The organism is Flexithrix dorotheae DSM 6795 (assembly GCF_000379765.1).
In the GTDB taxonomy this organism is placed as follows: domain Bacteria; phylum Bacteroidota; class Bacteroidia; order Cytophagales; family Flammeovirgaceae; genus Flexithrix; species Flexithrix dorotheae.
Window position 1 is genome coordinate 187,997 of the sequence record NZ_KB903443.1, and the last position, 20,161, is coordinate 208,157.

General features: G+C 35.3%; 17 protein-coding genes and 1 tRNA gene. 4 read left to right on the forward strand and 14 right to left on the reverse strand.

The annotated features are described in order from the left end of the window. The first annotated feature begins 46 nt into the window (after window positions 1–46). Window positions 47–118: transfer RNA gene (locus A3EM_RS0116315), tRNA-Arg, on the forward strand. 262 nt (window positions 119–380) lie between these two features. On the opposite strand, the gene A3EM_RS0116320 is transcribed toward A3EM_RS0116315, so the two are convergent. The 8 genes from A3EM_RS0116320 to abc-f form a co-directional block, all read right to left on the reverse strand. Beyond that, window positions 381–875 carry a hypothetical protein gene (locus A3EM_RS0116320; protein ID WP_020529301.1) on the reverse strand — a complete coding sequence of 165 codons (495 nt, stop codon included), beginning with the start codon at window positions 873–875 and terminating at the stop codon, window positions 381–383. 166 nt (window positions 876–1,041) lie between these two features. Beyond that, window positions 1,042–1,263, reverse strand: a complete 222-nt coding sequence (locus A3EM_RS0116325; protein ID WP_169513372.1) for a hypothetical protein — start codon at window positions 1,261–1,263, stop codon at window positions 1,042–1,044. Window positions 1,264–1,334: 71 nt separating this feature from the next. Then, entirely contained in the window at window positions 1,335–2,015 is a 681-nt protein-coding gene (locus A3EM_RS0116330) for a hypothetical protein (RefSeq protein ID WP_020529303.1), read from the reverse strand. A 507-nt stretch (window positions 2,016–2,522) separates the two neighbouring features. Beyond that, window positions 2,523–3,431 (reverse strand): helix-turn-helix domain-containing protein, encoded by a 909-nt coding sequence (locus A3EM_RS0116340; protein WP_020529305.1) that lies wholly within the window; start codon window positions 3,429–3,431, stop codon window positions 2,523–2,525. Between the two features lie 21 nt (window positions 3,432–3,452). Then, complete coding sequence (locus tag A3EM_RS0116345) at window positions 3,453–3,695, reverse strand: Atu4866 domain-containing protein (protein WP_157637948.1); 243 nt, start codon at window positions 3,693–3,695, stop codon at window positions 3,453–3,455. Window positions 3,696–3,713: 18 nt separating this feature from the next. Further along, window positions 3,714–4,559: an SDR family oxidoreductase gene (locus A3EM_RS0116350; protein ID WP_020529307.1), complete on the reverse strand. Its 846-nt coding sequence runs from the start codon at window positions 4,557–4,559 to the stop codon at window positions 3,714–3,716. A gap of 251 nt (window positions 4,560–4,810) precedes the next feature. Then, on the reverse strand, window positions 4,811–5,233 hold the full coding sequence (locus A3EM_RS48055; protein WP_020529308.1) for a type II toxin-antitoxin system Phd/YefM family antitoxin: 423 nt from the start codon (window positions 5,231–5,233) through the stop codon (window positions 4,811–4,813). Window positions 5,234–5,709: 476 nt separating this feature from the next. Then, window positions 5,710–7,299 (reverse strand): ribosomal protection-like ABC-F family protein, encoded by a 1,590-nt coding sequence (abc-f, locus tag A3EM_RS0116365; protein WP_020529309.1) that lies wholly within the window; start codon window positions 7,297–7,299, stop codon window positions 5,710–5,712. Window positions 7,300–7,900: 601 nt separating this feature from the next. Between abc-f and A3EM_RS0116370 the strand changes: the two genes are divergently transcribed. Together A3EM_RS0116370 and A3EM_RS0116375 are read left to right on the forward strand one after the other, a co-directional pair. After that, on the forward strand, window positions 7,901–8,476 hold the full coding sequence (locus tag A3EM_RS0116370; RefSeq protein WP_020529310.1) for a Crp/Fnr family transcriptional regulator: 576 nt from the start codon (window positions 7,901–7,903) through the stop codon (window positions 8,474–8,476). 59 nt (window positions 8,477–8,535) lie between these two features. After that, complete coding sequence (locus A3EM_RS0116375; protein ID WP_020529311.1) at window positions 8,536–8,979, forward strand: methyltransferase family protein; 444 nt, start codon at window positions 8,536–8,538, stop codon at window positions 8,977–8,979. A 348-nt stretch (window positions 8,980–9,327) separates the two neighbouring features. Here the strand turns inward: A3EM_RS0116375 and A3EM_RS42630 are convergent, their stop codons facing one another. The 3 genes from A3EM_RS42630 to A3EM_RS0116390 are packed head-to-tail and all read right to left on the reverse strand — an operon-like array spanning window position 9,328 to window position 13,222. After that, window positions 9,328–10,521: an NHL repeat-containing protein gene (locus A3EM_RS42630; RefSeq protein WP_020529312.1), complete on the reverse strand. Its 1,194-nt coding sequence runs from the start codon at window positions 10,519–10,521 to the stop codon at window positions 9,328–9,330. Window positions 10,522–10,524: 3 nt separating this feature from the next. Next, window positions 10,525–12,885 carry a TonB-dependent receptor gene (locus tag A3EM_RS0116385; protein ID WP_083925248.1) on the reverse strand — a complete coding sequence of 787 codons (2,361 nt, stop codon included), beginning with the start codon at window positions 12,883–12,885 and terminating at the stop codon, window positions 10,525–10,527. 13 nt (window positions 12,886–12,898) lie between these two features. Continuing rightward, complete coding sequence (locus tag A3EM_RS0116390) at window positions 12,899–13,222, reverse strand: hypothetical protein (RefSeq protein ID WP_020529314.1); 324 nt, start codon at window positions 13,220–13,222, stop codon at window positions 12,899–12,901. A gap of 464 nt (window positions 13,223–13,686) precedes the next feature. Here A3EM_RS0116390 and A3EM_RS0116400 point away from each other — a divergent pair, with 464 nt between their 5' ends. Next, a complete protein-coding gene (locus A3EM_RS0116400; RefSeq protein WP_020529316.1) occupies window positions 13,687–14,685 on the forward strand; it encodes a 2-hydroxyacid dehydrogenase in 999 nt (332 codons plus the stop codon). A 146-nt stretch (window positions 14,686–14,831) separates the two neighbouring features. Here the strand turns inward: A3EM_RS0116400 and A3EM_RS0116405 are convergent, their stop codons facing one another. The 3 genes from A3EM_RS0116405 to A3EM_RS0116415 all read right to left on the reverse strand — a co-directional run bounded on the left by A3EM_RS0116405 (window position 14,832) and on the right by A3EM_RS0116415 (window position 20,120). Next, window positions 14,832–16,376 (reverse strand): S1C family serine protease, encoded by a 1,545-nt coding sequence (locus A3EM_RS0116405; RefSeq protein ID WP_020529317.1) that lies wholly within the window; start codon window positions 16,374–16,376, stop codon window positions 14,832–14,834. 574 nt (window positions 16,377–16,950) lie between these two features. Beyond that, entirely contained in the window at window positions 16,951–18,438 is a 1,488-nt protein-coding gene (locus tag A3EM_RS0116410; protein ID WP_245576516.1) for a DUF1593 domain-containing protein, read from the reverse strand. 101 nt (window positions 18,439–18,539) lie between these two features. Continuing rightward, complete coding sequence (locus tag A3EM_RS0116415; protein ID WP_020529319.1) at window positions 18,540–20,120, reverse strand: FG-GAP repeat domain-containing protein; 1,581 nt, start codon at window positions 20,118–20,120, stop codon at window positions 18,540–18,542. Window positions 20,121–20,161 lie beyond the last annotated feature (41 nt).

The following is a 20,161-nucleotide window of genomic DNA, read 5'->3' on the forward strand; positions in this document are numbered from 1 at the left end:
CTACATTTGCATTCCCAAAATATGTAGAAACCAGCAACTACATAATGGCCTCGTAGTTCAATGGATAGAATAGAAGTTTCCTAAACTTTAGATACAGGTTCGATTCCTGTCGAGGCTACTTTTTTCACACCCAACATACTGAAAATCAATATTTTACACTTAAAAACCTTAAAAACTATTAACTGACTCGTCCTGAAAAAAGTTGGCAGTTTTTGATAAAGTTAATTGCTAAAAATGAAAACTGAAATTGAAATTACACAAGGCTTTTTCCTAATCTAATCCCCGTTAGATTTGTTCAAGACACGAAAAAATTCAGTGGGATTCCCCGGACCCACCTAAATTTGGTCCCTTATTATTGTAAAACGTACTTTATTCATTTCTTATCCCGGATCTTCACTTCTGTATTCTAATTTTATAATCAGTTCATTATCGTTATAGTGAAGTTTCAAATAATCAGATTCTCCCGCACCAACTACATAAACTATATTTTCCTCCTGATTTTCGTAATTCGGAATCTCAAACCTATCCCAGGTTGCGATTTTTTTCTTTATGTCAAAATCAAGGTGATAAGTTTTAGGATCTTCTTGATCACATTCCCAACCATCACCATCATTTTTCACTTCTAAAGTAATTATAGAATCAATCACCCCCTTTGCTAAATTATCAAGTTGTCCATCAGTCGACCCATCACACCTATGGTCTTCGTGATAAACAAATAACCAACCATCATTAAAAAACGAACTCAATTTCTTTCCAGCTTGAAGATTCTTTACAAATCCCGATGCTTTTGAATCAACTTGAGCTTCAGTCGTTGGCTCATTCACAGTCTTTGAGTCAATGAAGGTTTTACCAATGGTGGCCTTGTTTTCATTCACTTTGTGGTTATTACATGAAATGAAAATAGTCCCAAAGCAGAGAAGAATATTAATTGTCAAATTACTTTTAATCATTTTATAATCATATTGATTAAGCACAGTGTCGCTTTGCAGGTTTTAAAACAACGCTTTACCTAAACGGCTTTTTAATGTCGTTTAGGTTTTGTCAGCTTCCTTTTTTTCTTCTAATTATTAATAAAGTCATTAAGGTTCCGGTCATAATTAACCCAGAAAGTGCGAGAAAGCCATAAGTTTCCTCTGCCGGTTCAAGATAAACAACACCTTCTTCAGCAGAGAAAAATTTACCTTCAGAATTGTAATCAAGTTTTACTCGTTGTACGTAAATCCAAATGAATAGAGCTGTAACCAACCCAATTATTGTCGTCAATATATAAAGCACATACCTCATTAATAATTATTTTCTCATTGCAGCTAACATTGTTGTGGATAGTTTTTTACTTAATAATCATACATTTCTAATTTGTCAAAGTCTTTTATTTCGGACAGTTTGATTAAATTTCCTATTTCAATATCACTCCAGGTTTCAGTGAATATCTCATCCCCGCCCTCTGCATTTTCATTGATGTTTTCTTTGATTAGCTTCTTTTTTATCAAAAAGTTAATGCTTGTTTCTTTATTTGTGATTGGTCCATAATTACTGCTAGAATCAAATCCTATTAATTTAAAATTCGAGTTTTGAAATCTAAAAGTGTATTTCCAATATCCATATCTGCCGTGTTCGTAGTGCACGTATAGTTTTTCATTTTTAATCTCAATCCGTAATTCGGGTTGAAAATAAATTCCTCCATCTTCATTTTCGGATGAAAAACAGTCATAATTTTTATCGGCTAATCGGTAACCTTTCCCATTTTTAAATAACACAATGATTCCACGCCTATTTCTATCAACTTTATTATTAAATCGATTTGTAACGATATTTGCTTTATCGGTCTTTTTGATTAACATGACACAATCTTCCTGTCCATCCTGATTTAGGTCTCCAATATATTTTTCAAATCCTGTATATCCTTTTGGAATAAAATCAGAAGGTTCACTACTATGAGCTTTACAGCCAAGAATTATCAGCAGATAAAAAGGAAATATTTTTAAAATTCTATTCATTTCGTTTTCAACTTTCATTTGTTTGATCGAGCGTTGACTAAAAATAGCTCTTTTTTTTGTGGGTGGCTCGTGTGTCGGCAAAAAAACAAATATGTTATTTCTGTGGTTGGCTTTTCAGCTGGCAGAGAACGGTCAATATATGAATTTTAGCTTCGGATTGTGAGTTTGCTTTGCGCGGCTATGAAGCTTACAGAATGGTGAACCAAACCTAAAATTGGGTGAAAACTGAAATAATGTTAAGGTGGGGTTTTACCAAACCATATCACATGATGAAAAAATTAATTGCTTAAAGCCCAGAAGCTTATCTGGTGGTGGAATGTTTTGAAAATTTATAATGAATTGCTAGTCAATCCCGCCAATCTGGACTTTTAGAAACACTAAAAATGAAAACTGAAATTGAATTTACACATGGCTGTTTTCGAATCTAATCCCCCACAGGTTTGTTCAACACAAGAAAAAATTCAGTGGGGTCCCCCAGACCTACATAAATTTGTGTCTCTTATTATCAGCAGTAGTACTTTTTATTTAAAAAAATGACTGCCTAAATTCTATGGGAGAAATATTCGTTTTATTTTTAAATAATTTACTGAACGAAGCAGGATATTCAAAGCCTAATTCGTAGGCAATTTCGCTTACGCTTTGTTCTGTAGTCGATAATTTTTCTTTGGCTTTTTCTATTAGCTTATTCTGAATGTGTTGTTGTGTAGTTTGTCCGCTAATTATTTTTAATACACTACTCAGATAATTAGGCGAAAGATTTAAATCATTTGCAATTTGAGTAACAGTTGGAATTCCATTAATAAGTGTCTCGCTATTGTTAAAATAGTTGTTTAATATTTGTTCCAGTTTTATAAGTATTTGATGATTACTAATTTTTCTTGTAATAAATTGCCTTTCGTAATAACGTTCAGCATAATTGAGTAGTAACTCAATTTGTGAAATGATAATATTCTGGCTGAATTTGTCAATATTAGATTGATATTCTCTTTGTATATTTTTTAAAAGTTCCACAATAATATTTTCTTCTTTTTCGGAAAGGAAAAGCGCTTCGTTAACCGCATACCCAAAGAAATCGTAATTTTTAATAGAATTTACTAATGGTGTGTTCCACAAAAAATCTGGATGGATAAGAAGTAACCACCCAGATGAATTTACTTTTATGTCCTGATTAATTTGAACCGTAAGAATTTGTTTTGGTGCAACAAAGGAAAAGACACCTTCATTAAAATCATACTTTTGTTGCCCGTAATTAAATTTTTCACTTACATTTCGTTTTAAACCAATAGAATAAAAATTTTGCATCCATTTAATTTCATTGGAATCTGTAGGATAATTTACTTTACTATAATCAACTAAACTAATTAAGGGATGTTCTGGTTTAGGTAAATTACCATAGCTATGAAACTCACTAATAGAATCAAATCGATGTATCATTTTTATTTTTAAAATTAAGAACTAAATTTCTTTATAAAACACCATTCCTGCGTGATACAGGATGCCATTTCTGAACTCCCCATCAGCTGTAAATCCGGTATCATCTTTATAATCAATATGATTTCCTGTCACGAAATAATCTCCTTGATATGCACTTATTTTACTTCCTCTTGCTTCATCATATCGGTTGTTTGGTAGTAATTCGTGACGGATATTTCCATCTTTGGTTACCCACATTCCAATATATGCTTTTGATTCTTCCATTGTCATTTGCTTCAAAATTTAATTTTTAAACGCAGTAGATGTTCCTAGATTTATGTTTTCTTTTAAAGCTTGTTGTATCGTATCTATTTTTAAATTGGCATAATGGTAGGCATCTTCTCCCATAAAAAAGTGTACTGGCGGATGCTTTTGCTCACTTAAAGTGATTAGTACTTCAGCTCCTTTTTCTGGATCATTGGGTTGATTACCATTTATTTCTTTTAAATGTGCTTGTTCCATTTCACGAGCGGTTTTGTAATCATCAATAGGATTAGCTGGTGTTTTAACAGAACCTTGAGATAAAAAATTGGTTCTAAAATAACCAGGATATACCAAGGTTGTATGTACTCCAAATGGCTTCAACTCTTCAGCTAAGGCTTCAGTAAAACCTGCAACTGCAAACTTTGTAGAGCAATAAATACCAAACCCTGCAAAATTCCCTGTATAACCACCTATTGAAGCAATATTAAAAATATGTCCTGATTTTTGTTTGCGCAGATGCGGTGAAGCATTTCTAATTACGTTTAGCGAGCCAAAAACATTTACTTTAAAATTATTTTCAACTTCCGCTTCGGAAAGTTCTTCCAAAGTTCCAATTTGACTGTACCCTGCATTATTAACTAAAACATCAATTCTACCAAAATAATTAATTGTAGTTTCAATGGCCTGTTTAACATTTTGATTGTTTGTTAAATCCATTTCAATTGGTAAAAAATTCTCATTTTCTTCTCCAATTTCATTAATTAAAGATTGTTTGTCTCTGGAAGTAGAAGCCACATTGTATCCTTCTAAAAGAAGCTTTTTTGTTAAAATTAACCCTAAACCTTTTGATGCTCCTGTAATAAACCATACTTTTTTTGTGCTCATATTCTTTAAATTTAGATTATGATACAAAATTGGTTTATTAAAGAGTTTTTCACTTTTCCAAATCTAAGAAAGGTATAGTCAAATCTATTTTATCCGATGATTTTTGGTCGTATTACTTTTAACGTCTTGGCTATCCACTGGCCCAAAACTTCAGCCAGGGCTGGTTTGAAAGCCATTGTGTGTGCCTTGAGTGGTGTAAATTGCTCAAGGAATTAAGCGTTCCAATGGGTGAAAGACCAATCACCCCTACCCTATTTCCCCAATTTTTTAATATCACTTTCCGGGCTGTATTGTTCTGGTAATTTTTCGGTGTTTTGCTGGATTACCTTTCTTTCATCCGGAAGAGGTTCTCCATTGAATAGGATTTTCCGACCTTCATAATCTATCTGGATAAAATTTTCCTCAGTGTGTACTTTTTCCAGAATATAGTTTAGTAGTTTGTTTTTGCCATGTTTAGCGTAAGCAGATTGCCTGGGCAATTTGAATCTGGTCAAATGGGTCTTTATGGATATCTGGCAATTGCAGGGGACATTTGTATGTTCATGTTTAATTGAAAGGAGATAAGCGTACCAATGGTTTGTTTCCCTGCCAATGATCACTTCTTCACCGTTAAGAACCTGTTCCACCAATTTGGAAAGGTTGGTTTTGGCATCTCCAATATTAATGATTTCCATAGTTATCAATTTTACTTGGTCAAATTGACCAATTAAACAACAAAAATATTTAATAAGCAATTCTCAGATGGGATAAAGAAAGAGTGCTGTTTTTATTAACCAAAGCTTAGGATATAGGTCTGTCAATTCTTCTATAGTCCATTCTACACCTGTTGTAGGCTTATCTTGTAGGGGTTTCAGAACAAATAAATTTGGGATGCAAATTTTAAAGAAACCTTCCCCTACCCTCGGAGGGCCGAACCACTTCCAGAAGGAGAAAATGATTTACAACTTAAAATTTTAATATGTTTAATTATAAAACTCAGCTCATTTTTCAAGGTAAAAAACAGACCCAAAGTGACTTTTCCCTTCCGTGGGAGGGATAGGGGGAGGAAATTGTATTTTCTCACTAATTACATTTTTAAAAACCCTACAAGATTAGGTTGTAGGAGGAGTTGTCCACCCCCCCAGAATTTAATTCCTTATTATTAGTTGCCCTAACTTTTTAAACTAATTTCGCGTTCAATTTCTATTTGTTCCAAAAAAGTCTCATCGTGAGAAACAACAATCAATGTTCCCTGATATTGGTTAAGAGCTGCTGTCAGAATTTCCACATTTTGAATATCTAAGTTGTTTGTAGGTTCGTCCAATATGATGGTGTCGGGCGATTTGCGGTTAAGGGTCAAACAACAAAGCAACAAACGCATTCTTTCACCACCGCTCAATGCACTGCAGGGTTTTTCCCATTCTTCTTTTGAAAATAAAAAGCGATTTAATCTGATTTTGATCTCGTGATCTTCCAATGAGGAATTATTAAACTGTCCAGCTTGTTCGTAAACATTCAGCTCATTGGCGAGTAAGGAATAATCTTGGTCAATGTAAACTGATTTATTTTCTGCACGGTAAATTGTGCCAGTTTTGGGTTCAAGGTCACCTAAAAGGAGTTTTATTAGGGTGGTTTTGCCTGAGCCATTTGGTCCGCTGAAGGAAATCCGTTCGCCACTTGATATTTGAAAATTCAAATTTTCTTTCCATATGGGTTGGGTATAACCAAAATTGATATTTTTGGCTGTAAACAGTATTTTCCCCTTATGTAAAGTTGAATGGTCAAAGCCAAGTTTGATTTTATCAATATCGGGTCTGGAAGACCGTAGTGCGCTTAATTCCTGAGAAATTCCGTCAATTTTTTCGATATGGACACTTTTTAATTTCGAGCTGCTATTCTCGGCATCATTTTTCATTTTGTCCATCATTGCTTTACCCATACCTGCTTTGGTTTGCTTTTTCTTACCTCTTGCATCCAACTTTTGTTGCCGTTGTATGGTCTCCCGTTCTTTTTCCCTGGCTTTTCTCAATGCTTTTTCTTTGTTCTGGATGTCATGATTCAAAGCATCATTTTCAATTTGTTTTTGTTCTTTGTAAAAGTCATAATTACCACCATACACTTTAATTCCGTATTGGCTTAATTCACAAACCATGTTCAGAAGATTCAATAACTTTCTGTCGTGGCTTACTACAAGCAAAGTACATTTTATTGATTGGATGAAGCTATATAAAAGTTGTCTGCCTAATATATCTAAATGATTGCCAGGCTCATCCAACAAGACCAATTCGGGTTGATGAATAAAAATACCTGCAAGAAATACTTTTGTTTTTTGTCCACCACTTAATGCCCCCATTTTTAGCGACAAATCCAGGTTATCTAATTGCCAATGTTTTAAGGCTTCTTTGCAGCGATTTTCTATGGTCCAATCATCATTCAGCAGGTTGAAATTTTCTTCGGTGGTAATGCCGTTTAAAATCTCTTTTAAAGCGTTTAATTTTTGATCAATCCGTAATGCCTGGGCAATGCTCAGATGGTTGTATTGTCCAAAAACCTGTGGCACATAATAAGCTTCGGAATCAATTGTTAATTGTCCTTCAAAATGTTGCAATTCTCCTGCAATGATTTTCAGCAATGTCGATTTACCTGATCCGTTATTACCGATTAAAGCTATTTTTTCTTGCTTATTTACGGTCAGGCTGATATTGTTGAAAAGTAATTCTTTGTTGGGATGTATGTATGAGAGTTGTTGTAAGGTCAACATAATTTCTTTCTTTAAAGGATTAATAATTGCAAAAACCGATTTTTCAGCTTGCTGTCTTTAAATCGTCTGAAAGAAATTAATTCCACATATTCTTTTGTATTTGATATGGTTGCAAATCTACGTTTTTCCCGGGAATTTTTTTCTATAGCAGCGTTGAGTTGAACCTGAAAGCATTAAAATTTTATCACGCATATTTTAAAACTTTTCAGACTATCAATCCCCCCCTTTCATGGCGCCATTCTTCTTACCAATTGAGTTCCTGTGAGGGTTTATTAAACGGGCAGGTTTTCCTAAATCCAACAAATTCTTGTATTTTCCAATGACTCCATTTGCTTAGTAAATCCCAGATATTGGAAAATTATTTAGGCCTACAGAATTGAAATTGGCAACACCTCAATTTACCTTATTACTGAATGTAGAAACGTAAAAAACTCAGGAAATTGAGGGCTGAAAACGCCATGTTATGGAGTAAAAAAATCCTAAGCAACTCTTATCAGATTATTGAGCAACTTGCAAAGAGAAGATGGATCAGATATTTTTATTGAAATAATTAGGTGATCAGCCTAGGAATATTTGCTGATTGTTGGTGGTAATTTGAGAAATGAAGACTGAAATCATCGATACGATAAGAAAATTAGCCAATTTAACCGAACCGGAGATCCAGGAATTTATTGACTTATCTAAAGTTAAAAGCTTTCCGGCCAAATCTCATTTTATTAGAGCAGGCCAGGTTCCCGCTGAAGTTGGATTCGTTTTAAAGGGTTTATTCCGCTATGTATACATTTCTGAGGAAGGAAAAGAATTTACAAAAGCTTTTATGCCTGAAAGGAGCTTTTTAAGCTCATATTCTGCCATGATCTCAAAAACAGCCTCCTATTTTTTCATCCAGGCATTAGAAAATGCAGAAATCCTATCAATTTCTTATGACAATTGGCTAAAGCTGAAAAAACTGAATCCTAAATGGAATTTATTATTAGTACAATTATTAGAAAAGGGTTATGCTGTTAAAGAAAAAAGGGAACGGGAATTTTTATTATTAGATGCAGAGTGCAGGTATAGAATATTTTTGGAAGAGTTTCCTTCGCTAGAAAACAGGGTTAAACAACATATGGTTGCTTCCTACCTCGGAATAACACCAATTGCCTTAAGCCGAATTAGAAAGAAAATGCGAACATAAACCTATGTTAATGCAATTAACAAGGAGGGAAAATACCTTTGAAAAAAAAGTTCTAAGGTATGAAAAATATGATTCCACCACATCTTTTCCTGTTCTGCATCATCGCTATGGTCGGGATTAGAAATCTATTTGTCATTAAAATAATAATTCCAGAGCCATTAAATTACAGTGGATTGGTACTGATGATCACAGGAATAATGATGACCATAAAAGTTCGAAAAGAATTTGAGCAAGTTGAAACAGAAATCCACACATTTAAAAACCCTGGAAAACTTGTAACTAATGGGCTCTTTCGAATTAGCAGAAACCCCATTTACCTAGGTTTTACCATTAGCCTTATTGGCGTTTGGATTCTTTTGGGTACCATGCTTCCAATGATAGGATGTGTCCTTTTTATACTCATAGCAAATTACTATTATATTCCATTTGAGGAAAAAATAATGGAAAACACCTTCGGTAACGAATATCAAGCCTACAAATCAAAAGTTAGGAGGTGGATATAAAAACTACTGTTTTAAGCACCAGTGTTCCACAAAGGATCCGGATATTTTTCCACATGGACATAATATTGATTAAACACGAATTCAATCAGCCCATGGAAGCTGTTCGACTTTCCTGGTTTTAACAATTGGGCAATTTCAAGTTGACTGACTATGATTTCCGGGACTTTTTTCTGTGTGATCTATCATCCCTGGTTAAAAGAACCAATTGGTAAATAAAAAGTAAACAACCACCACTAATGGCGGTGATTGTTTACTGATAAAGATAGTTTTCAGAATAATTTCCGACCTAAAATCTTTAAGATTACCAGCAAAAGTGTTTTCAAGCTGGAGGATTGTCTTCTAACTAATTTAATCAAATATTTCGATGACACTTGGATCTCCCTGAGTAGTTACAACCGGCCCATCACTGGTTGTTCCAGTGGAAAGGTCATATGTATAAATACCAACTCCTGTTTCTGTTGATAATCCCCACAGTATATTCTTTTCATATTTGGTTAATGAAGCGGAATACCCATTGCAATATGGCAAGTCCAACTTTGTAATGGTCTGGTTATAGATATCAACTTTAAATGAACCAACAGTACGGTCATTTACATAATCTGGTGGGTTGCTAGCCAAAGCGTAAATATTTCCTGCACCGAACAGGGTGCCGTTTTCGTGGTAATAAATGTGCTGAAAATAATCTATTTTATTTCCCGGAATTCCCGAGATATTATAATCAGCTACATTGAAAAAGTAGTCAGGATCAAATTCGGTTTCTCCGTTTTTTATACGCAAGAATCCACATTTCTGGCCGGGCATAAAACCGTATGAGGCAACGCAAAACATATACAAATCACCCTTTTCATCAAAGAACATGGCATGCATATCGTCTATAGCTCCAGCCCAACTGGTACGGCTATCCGTTACGGAAGTAATGGAATTTCCATTTTCTAAATCGATTATTAAAACCTGTGCGGGATGTGCACTTGTATACCCATCGGAAGTTTGGGTACAGGTTACATACAACTTGCCATCTCTTAAAACCATGTTTGCAGGATCAGGACTGGCATCGCCAATGGCATAGCTGGTTAAATCTATGTACTCAATTAATGTCATGGTGGTAGGGTTAATAACTGCAATTTTCCCAGTTACCCAAAGTGAAACATAGGCTCTATCCTGACTTTCTACCACCATACTTATGGATATCGAACCCGATGGCAAGCTTAAACTTCCCACTTCATCCAATAGACCATTGTTCCTTTTATATTTTTTAAGAACATCACCTCTTTGGTTGGGTAAAGCATACACATCATCGCCATCTAAAACTAAAAATGGGGTCTGTGTGGATTGACGTGCATTTGAAACCTCAAATTCATTTACATTTAAATCCTTTATTGTTCCGATATAAGCCGTAGCCGGACTGGAAGAATTAATGTTTGTGACCAGGATTATATCATGATTTTCATCAATAATAGGAGTTTCAGGCTCATCTTCTTCGCAAGCAGTGAAGCAAAAAATTAAAGCAATAAGAGCTATAAGAGTAATTTTTGTTTTGTTCATTTTTTAGTGATTTTGATGTTGATGATTTTGTGTTTTTTTTCCCAATAGCAAACAGCGCAATTTTATTCGGTACGTTCTTCCTGGTAATGGTTGATTAAAATTATTGATGACCATTTGGTCGCTTAAGTTATTTACTTCCAAAGTGATGGTGTATCTGTCTTTTTGGAAAGATTGTTCAAAAGAAACGGTATGCGTTAAAAAAGAAGGGATAACAAATTGATCATAGACACTTAAAGCAAAACCATAATTATATTCCTGGGTATAAGCCAGATCATACAAAAATCTTGTATTACTGTTATTTAGCAACAAATTATTTTTGTGTAACTCGAGATTAAGATTTGCAAAAAATTGTGGGATATTAGGAATATCTAAACCATATGTTGGATTTTCCACCTCTTGTGTTCCAGGGATGTATTGGTTGTTATCCACTACTTTTTGGTAGGTAAGATTAAGTCCGGAACACAGCCAGGGTGTAATATCGGTTTTTAGTTCTAAATCAGTCCCTATGATATAGGCCTTAGCATAATTGACATAGCCCAATGACAAACCGTTTCCTGCTAATTGAATCAAGTTATCCACACTCATATAAAAGCCATTCACCTCTGCCTGAATTCTTCTATAGCTGTTCATTATACGATCGTAAACCAGGCCTGCAGTATAGTTATACGCCTCCTCGGGTTGTAATTTCAGGGAAGGTGTAATCAGAACACCATCTCCGAAAATTTCCGCATTATTAGGCAAACGTACTGCTCTTTCATGCACCGCTTTTACCAAGAGGTATTCATTAATGTTATAGCGAAACCCAAGATTATAGCCCCAATTGTGAGTATTGCTATTTATTCCCTCAGGGGATTCCTGTAAATAAATGTTGGTATTGTAGCCCTCAGTATGATTAAAATAGTGCTTTATGGCAGCTGAAAACAGGAAGCTTAGGTGCTTATTCTGTTTTTCAAAAGTTAAACTCGAAACACTGTTAAACAAAGCTCCAGGGTAATTGAACAGGTTTTTACCTGCAAATTCATTAGCAACATCATCTGTTGGGTTAAAATCCCCTTTGCGTATGGTATTGTTGAAATTAAGGTTTGAGGTTTCGTTAAGCGAATAATTAAGATTTAACCGGTGTCTTAATTCATTTTGCTTTGTGTCAGACAAATTGGGTCCATTGCCCAATTCTCCCCGCCCATAAATACTAGGCGTCCTGTTTCCATCCCAGGAGTAGCTATAAGAAGAGGTGTCTACAAATGCAACATCTATTTTACCTTTTATCAGTGTATAGCGAAGTGATAATCTGTTATTTAACAAACCCGTTTTCTTTAAGTTCATCACACCCACCAAGGTAGTCCCATGGTTTTCTGCATGTTGAATGTTTCGGGTAATTCCCTGAATCTCCTTTTGGGTACTCATATAAGCACCTTCCAGTTCAATTTCATCAAACCAAAGTTTAGTAAAGGTTATTCCCCCTCCCACAAGCAAAGAATGGAATTTATCGTGATCACGGACAACATTTAAATCTTCCTGAAAAGGCACATCCATACTGTAATTGTTATCGGAATAAGTATTAAATACTCCTACTCCAGCCTCTATTCCCTGCCTATCAAAAGACTTTTTTAGAATAAGACCAGCACGTGAGGTATTATAAGATTGCCGAGCCAAATTCACATCAACATAGCTTAAATCTCTATGGCGGATAACCACATTTACCGCACTCCCCAGACCATCGCCCCCAAGCCAGGCAGGGACTGAGCCTTTATATACTTCTATGCGTTCAATCACTTGAAGCGGTAAGTCATTTATTCCCAAACTACCATCAGGGGTATTAAGCGGATTTCCATCAATAAAAATCTGAACACGTTTACCCTCCAAACCTCTAATATTTATCCGGGCCTGACTCCCAAGCCCACCAGTTTGTCTAATTTGGATTCCCGCCTGACGAGCCAGAATTTCATTGAGGTTTCCGGCCCTGCTAATGAGTTCTTTCGATGTAATCACGGTAACAGAATTAACAGAAGATTTTATACGCTTGGCCTCTGTCTCTTCCTGTGAGAGGTCTATTACATTAATTTCATCAAGCATTTCTGATTTGTGGCGGAGGACCACCCTGAGATGCTTTTTTGTTATAATTGTCTGATAAGTTTTATAACCTAAAAATCTTACTTCTAGGCTATCACCAACCTGTGCATTTATCTCAAAGGTGCCATCTACCTTGGTAACAGTATGTTGCTTGCCACTTCTAATTACGGCACCAACCAGTGTTTCATCTGAGTCATCGTCTAAAACCACACCCGTTATTTGGGCTTGAGAAATGTGCACAATAAAAAATAGCACACTAACCAATTGAAATTTAAAAAATCGCTTTGTTTTCACTTTATTGATGCGATTAAGCCGCCTGTTTTATTTTTTTATAGAAATCATTTGTTTCAAGTATTGCTAGACAAACCACATCTTCTGGTAACACATAAGCTTTTAACTTTCCAATTACAATTGAATCCATCAATTGAGTTAAGCACCTGTTTGGTGTAAATTTGTGCATCAAACCTTCCTTTTTGAACAGTTGGGCTTTGCAATTTCCAGGGTACAAATACACCCCAAAAATTCCCCTGCTATCCTCTCCGGAAATAATTCCTGAAACAGTAGTTCTTTGCCCAAAACTGAAACTACAGGCAAGAATAAAAAAGGTTAGAATAGTGTATAAAAAACTCATTATCATCTAAAATGCAATAATGTTGCAAATATAGAACTTAATTTCAAATGCAATAATGTTGCATAAGATAATTTTAACTTTTAGTTGGAGCTTTATTCAAATGGGGAAATGTAAGATGAGAAATATTGATACCATTAAAAATCCGAAGGATTTATACAGGGAGATCAAAATTTTAATTCGGTAACCCACCTCTTCCTTCATCTTTATTATATTAGAATTCCTTTTTTGAGGCATGTTTCGGGTTTTCCTGTAAAACTCAATTCGGTTATTTCCAAATGGTAGGAGATGTTTTCTCTTTCTCCTATTTCTCTCTAAATATTCCGGCCAAGTTGTCTCCACAATTCCCTGAAACCGTTATTTAATTTCTCCGAAAAAAATCAGATTGTAACAGAAAATCTACTGAAAATTCAAATTACATTTTCATAAAGTGTTTATCTTTAAAGTAGTTACCTAAAGATTTCATCATGCAAAAAATAGGAGTTTATAGTGCCAAACCATACGATAAAAGTTTTCTGGAACAAGCCGGTAAAGACCAGGACTTTGTGTTTCAATTTTTCGAAGACTCAATGACTGAGGAAATGGCCAGTTTATTAAGTGGGGTTGAGATCGTCTGTTTATTTGTAAATGATGTGATTAACCGTCCTGTTATTGAGAAACTGGCATCACAAAATGTAAAGCTAATCGCCCTGAGGTGTGCAGGTTTCAATAATGTAGACCTGAAAGCTGCCGCAGAATTTAATATAAAAGTTGTACGAGTACCGGCTTATTCTCCTTATGCAGTTGCAGAACATACCCTGGCCATGATTTTAACTTTAAACCGAAAAACCCACAGGGCATTTAACCGGGTACGTGAAAGTAATTTTTCCCTAAACGGCCTAATGGGTTTCGATTTAAAAGGCAAGACAGTGGGAGTGATAGGCACTGGTAAAATTGGACAAATTTTCTGCAAAATAATGAAGGGGTTAAATTGCCATGTAGTAGCCTATGACCCATTTCCTAATGAGGAAATGCAGAAGGCTGGCATAAAATACCACTCACTTGAAGAGCTTTTCAGGCAAGCTGATATTGTGTCATTACAATGTCCCCTGACCGAAGAAACCCGTCATTTGATAAATAGTGAGTCCATAAATAGGATGAAGGATGGTGTCATGCTCATAAATACAAGCAGAGGAGGACTCATTGATACTGAAGCACTTATCAAAGGGCTCAAGTCCAAAAAAATTGGTTATTTGGGAATAGATGTCTACGAACAGGAGGAAAATATATTCTTCAATGATCTGAGTGGGCAAATCATACAAGACGATTTAATTATGCGGCTGATCACCTTTCCAAATGTCCTGATTACGTCACATCAGGCATTTTTTACGGAGGATGCTATGAAAAATATTGCCGAAACCACTGTGATGAATATCAATCAGTTTTTGAAGGGAGACAAACTTGAAAATGAGGTAAAAGCAGAATAGCTTAAAAAATCACATTATCTCATTTGAAAATAAAAAGTAAACAACCACCACTAATGGCGGTGATTGTTTACTGATAAACCCTGGGGTAAGAAAAAGAATTTTCTTTTCCTCCTTCCCGAAACGTTTAGAATAAATCCTGGAAGGTTTTATTTATTAATTTTTAGCTTTAAAGCCTCGAGAACTTCCTGAGTTGGTATACAGAAAGCAACGCCTTCAATACCAAAGCCTTTTAGCTTGGAGCTTACCACACCCACAACATTTCCGTCTTTATCCGTAATTACTCCACCACTATTCCCTGAATTAATACTTGCATCTGTCTGGATAAGGGATGAATTTTCTCCTAATTTCCTAAACCCTGAAATTACTCCTTTAGAAAGCGTTTGTGACAAATCCTCTGCAGAGGGAGTTCCAATGGCGTATATATCTGAACCTATTTCAAAATTCTTATTTTCTTCCAATCGAAAGGCGAAATCGTTCTTTTCATCAATTTTCAACAGAGCCAAATCATGGATTTTACTCACCCTTAATACTTTAGTAGGCAATTCCATCCCATTATTCAATACAACTTTTAAATTACTTGTATCCGAAACTACATGGTAATTCGTAACAATATGCCCTTGATTGGTAATAAAAAATCCACTTCCGTGCCCTCTTTTATTTCTAATAGTTACTGAAGCCTTAACTGCGCTGCTTAAATTATCAGCATAGGATTCAGGCCCGGGCAGAACTTTTGCTTCCAGATTTTTTTCAATTTCTAATTGACTGTTATCCTCAAGTAGTTCAATTACTTTTTTCGAATTCATGAACTCAAAAAAATTGGCCTCTATGGCATCTTTTATAACTGCACTTAAAACAGTATCCGTATTATTAAAATGATACTGGCCAGATAAGGACTTAATCTCAGAAGAATATATGGGCTGTTGAAAGTAATCCAAAACTTCCCATTTAATTACCATATCTGCATATATCATTCTATGATTATAATAATTTTTAAGTGCATAAGAATTTGCTACTACTTCATTAAAAGTGGCTTTGGTAATAGTTGCATTTACCATCAGGTTATTTAAATAGGCCCCTTTTAATACTCTATTTGTGGTATCTATAAATCCGTTTTTGGCTAAGGTTTCATTTAGTAATAATGTGAATAATGTATTTTCCAATCGTAAACCAATATTTTCATCCAGGTCAATATTGTACGCTACATCTTTCTTATCTTGAAACTGATCATAGGGTTGCCTGGTAACCCTTAAATCTTCAGGTTTTATATCAAGAGCTACCTTATTTAAATGAATATTTTTATAACTTTCTTTTTTCTTAATGGAGGGTATCAAACTTGAGTTCGCATCAATTGTCTTGGGATAATTATATGCTTTAGGGAACCTATCAGTAACCATTGGATAAAGTAAAACTCCAAATGGAATTACCGAAAATGTGTATAAATAAGATCTTCTATTTTGCATTAATATAAACTTGTCTTCTTTATGACCTTCTTTAACAATGGTCACCTGTTTAGGTTTGGCATCTCTTCTTATTCGATATTTATTATTTTTTACCTCAGGCTCTTTACCATCAATTAATATTTTATTTCCCGATTCGGTAATTATTGCAACATTCTGATATCTTGAATTTAAAATACTGGCACAACTATTCAAAAGTGCTACTAATGATAGTAAAGCTACAACTTTTCTCATTTTAGATTTTTTTAATTGTTTAGGATTAGAATATATTGCAAACAACGCAAGTGAATACACGTTGTTGTCTGGTCATTTCCTGTTTTGTCAAAAAAATAACCTAAAATGTTTTCAAAAACGGATTAAACACAATACCAATATCCTAAATCGTGAAAATATATTTCGCCATTCATCCTACTCCTTTGCTTTTATTATTACAAAATTTCCAGATTTGCTCCATTTCAGGTAGTATGGAAAAAGTAAACCTGGCTATCTCCAGATAGCAGGAAATGATTGTTTTGGCTTATTTAATTAGGATTTGCAGCAGGTTTTCCTCCTTCACTATTTTCTTTTGATTACGGTTTATACAACTGCCTTTTTGATGCAGATATTTTGTCCCCAACCGAAACTATACACGTTTTTAGATTTGCTTAAAACCTTTCGGAACCACTCACCATTCTTAAACCAAAAAAAATTGGCATTTATATCAAAAAGGGATGCCGAACAGGCTATGTTTTCGGAAAATATTTGCCAATGCCCCTGAAGGAAGTTGGTACTTCAGGGGCATTATTAATTATTGCATCAGCACAAAGATTTATGGTTTTCCATTTAAAATCACACGCTTATACCTTGCCAATTGCGGAACACCATTATCCCTCACTTCGCAAATTATATGAATACTGAATGCAGTATCAATATTTTCAGGTACTTGTAATGTAGCATCCTGAGCATTGGCATTTTCAATATTTACAAGGCCTTTAAAGCTGCTTGCCTGATTATCGAACCACCATTTGTAAGTGAGTTGATTTTTATCCGGGTCATAAGTTCCTTTGGCACTTAAATTTATTGTTGAGCCTGGTTTTGCATCTAAATCCAATTCATGACTGAGCATCACAACTGGTGGATGGTTTGCTTCTTCAAATGATTTCACACACCAATCTGCCCGTGCTGCAAAGTCATTTTGAAAGGCATCCGCCCATCTGGTGATTGACTTAAAATAGGCATTCATCAAATCCTGATTTTCCGGATACTGATCACGCATATAGGCTCTTCCCCAGGCAGAATTGGTGTACCACCTCCCTTCGGGGTATTTATAATTTGAAAGCGGTACGGAATCAAGCCAGGTATTTTCACGTACTTTTACATATCTGCCACCCCATCCTCCATAATCAGGTGATTCCATATTTCTTAATCCTGTTGGTATGGTATGTAGGAATGCAGGAGAATCACCCTCTGAACGGAAAGAACCTTTTTGTTTAGGGCTTCCAGCTCTCCATCCTTCATTGTCATTGCCACCTTTGTAGGCCTGGTATAGAGAGCAAAGTGGGCCATGCTCATTCAAAATATTCGATTTCATCCAATCAACATTGAAGTAATCGATTTTATCCCCGGGTAAGATCTTATCCCATTGATAGGCAATTGCAAAAAACTGGTCGCATATAATGGTTAAAATATTGTATTTGCCCCAATGGGGACGAATATAGGATTGATAGGTCGAATCCTGTTCCCAAATGAAGAAAAACCTAAGTTTGTTGGCTACATATTCCATCTTTTCAGGATGTTCTTCCTCAATTGTTTTAAGCGCACGGGCAATTGTATTGGTGCCTCCCCAGGCCTGAACCCAAACCGGATTATCATCAGATTCATCTAACAAAACCTGAACAATATGCTGAGAACCCGGGGTAATGGAATCCATTTCACCTTCATTTTCCACATTCCCAAGGAAAGTAATAGATTTTAAATAATCCGGAGTGGGATAGGCCTTATCGTGCAATTTAAGGTTAGGGTAAACTTTTGCATAGGCGTCAAGATATGGGTCAAGCCAATCGTCACCAGCCCATTTATGCCCATGCCAATGATATTGGGAACTGGATGTTACGATCCCCTCAACATCCCATTCGTTTGCATACAATAAAAACCTCACCATGGAGCATTCATCATCTATTTCTCCATCGGAGGTTACAATTACTCTTGGCTTGCTGATTTCTAATGATTGTTTTTTATTACTTGTGCAGGAAAAAGTGGCTATAGCCATTATGGCAACAAGTAAAAATGTTTTTTTGCTTATTCTATATTTCTTCACTTCTATTTATGCTAAAATTAAAAAAGGTCTAAAATTTATAAAATCACATTGGGGTGTTGATTAATCCTTGTAGAGAAAACACCCCAGTTATTGCTTTCTATCTAATTAAATTGATCGAACTGTATTAAAATTATTGTAGGGGAATTGCTAATTAATCGCTTACTGTATTCTCCGCTATTATCTCCTTGTATGGCCATACCAGTAAAAGAACCCAGCACCAGTTCTGGGGAATCGTCATTTTCAAAATCCACAGATTCCATAATTAACCATCTCCCCGTTGAGGCTTGGTTAATGGATTTAAGTTCAAACAGAATTGAATCTCCTTTACTTATATTTTCCATAAAGACAAATCCTTCTTTAGACGTACGAATCAAGTCAGGGAAAAAGGAAATGGTTGCAATATCCAAATCCCCGTCTTTATCAAAATCATCTGCAATTGCTTTATAAGCTCCATTGAGATGCTGAAAAAAAGCTTCCTGAAATTTATTTGCCCCGTCATTCAGGAAAATATGAACACCGTGGTAAGGTTTTAAAACCATGGAATAGTCCGCATTATCTCCATTTACATAAATGATATCTTCAAACCCGTCCTGATTCCAGTCTAACATTGAAATAAAAACCGATCCGTAAGATGGGGGAAACATCAATAAATTTTCCATCTTAAAATTCCCGTCTCCTTGGTTGTAATAAACATCAATTCGTTCATTCCCCTGGCTCATCAGAACAATTATATCCAATAATCCATCCCGATTGATATCCCTGATAATGGCTTTAGAAGCTCCGGGATCATTGCTTAGTATTTTTTTTTGGTATTGCCCATTTACCTGTTTAATGAAAAGGCTGAGTTTACCTGTGTGGTTCCCATATTCGCAAACAATAATATCATCTAAATTATCCCCATTAATATCTGTATATTCAGTAAAAACAGGCCGTTGAAGATTCTTTATTAAAGAGGTAAATCCTTTGTATTCACTTTGGCCATTCACTTTGAATATCTTTATGATACTTCCATCGGGGTTGTCCGTTGGCATAAAACCTCCCATCAGTGTAGCCAATATGGTATCAGCACTAAATTCAATATGCGAAATGGGCGATGGAATCGCCAAAGTACTAATAGAGCTTAAACTTTGGTCTAATATATTGATGGTGCTATAATCAGCTTTTGCATCTGCAACAAATAATTGCTTTAATTCAGCCTGGTATTGAATAGCAGTAACCATTGGAGGTGAAATATGAAAATCGGGCGTCTTTACCTTTAAACCTGATAAATCTGATTTTAGATCGAGAGATGGAACTGAAAGGCTGTCAGGAGCATTTTTCACATAAAACTCATTAATAAATTCCCATTGTTCTTCATCTAAAATTGGTTTGTGGGGATAAATATTTTTCCGTTCCACAAGCCTTCCTCCCTGACCTTTCTCTATTAAACTTTGTCTTGAAATATCCCCATAAATGCCCATACGGTAACCCATTTGAGGTAGCGTACTATATTTCCAGGTATTTTTATCCAATAGTTCAGGTTCGGGATAAAGATGGCAACTGCCACAATATTGCCTGGAAAGGGTTTCTCCAATACCATTTATTTCTTCCTCAGAATTTACCTCCTGGATTGTACTATCCTGAGCAGGATTATTACAGGAAACAAGGAGGATAGCAAGGAAGAAATAAAGTATAAATTGCACGCTAAAATATTTTATTTATAATAGTCATTTAAATTAAAATA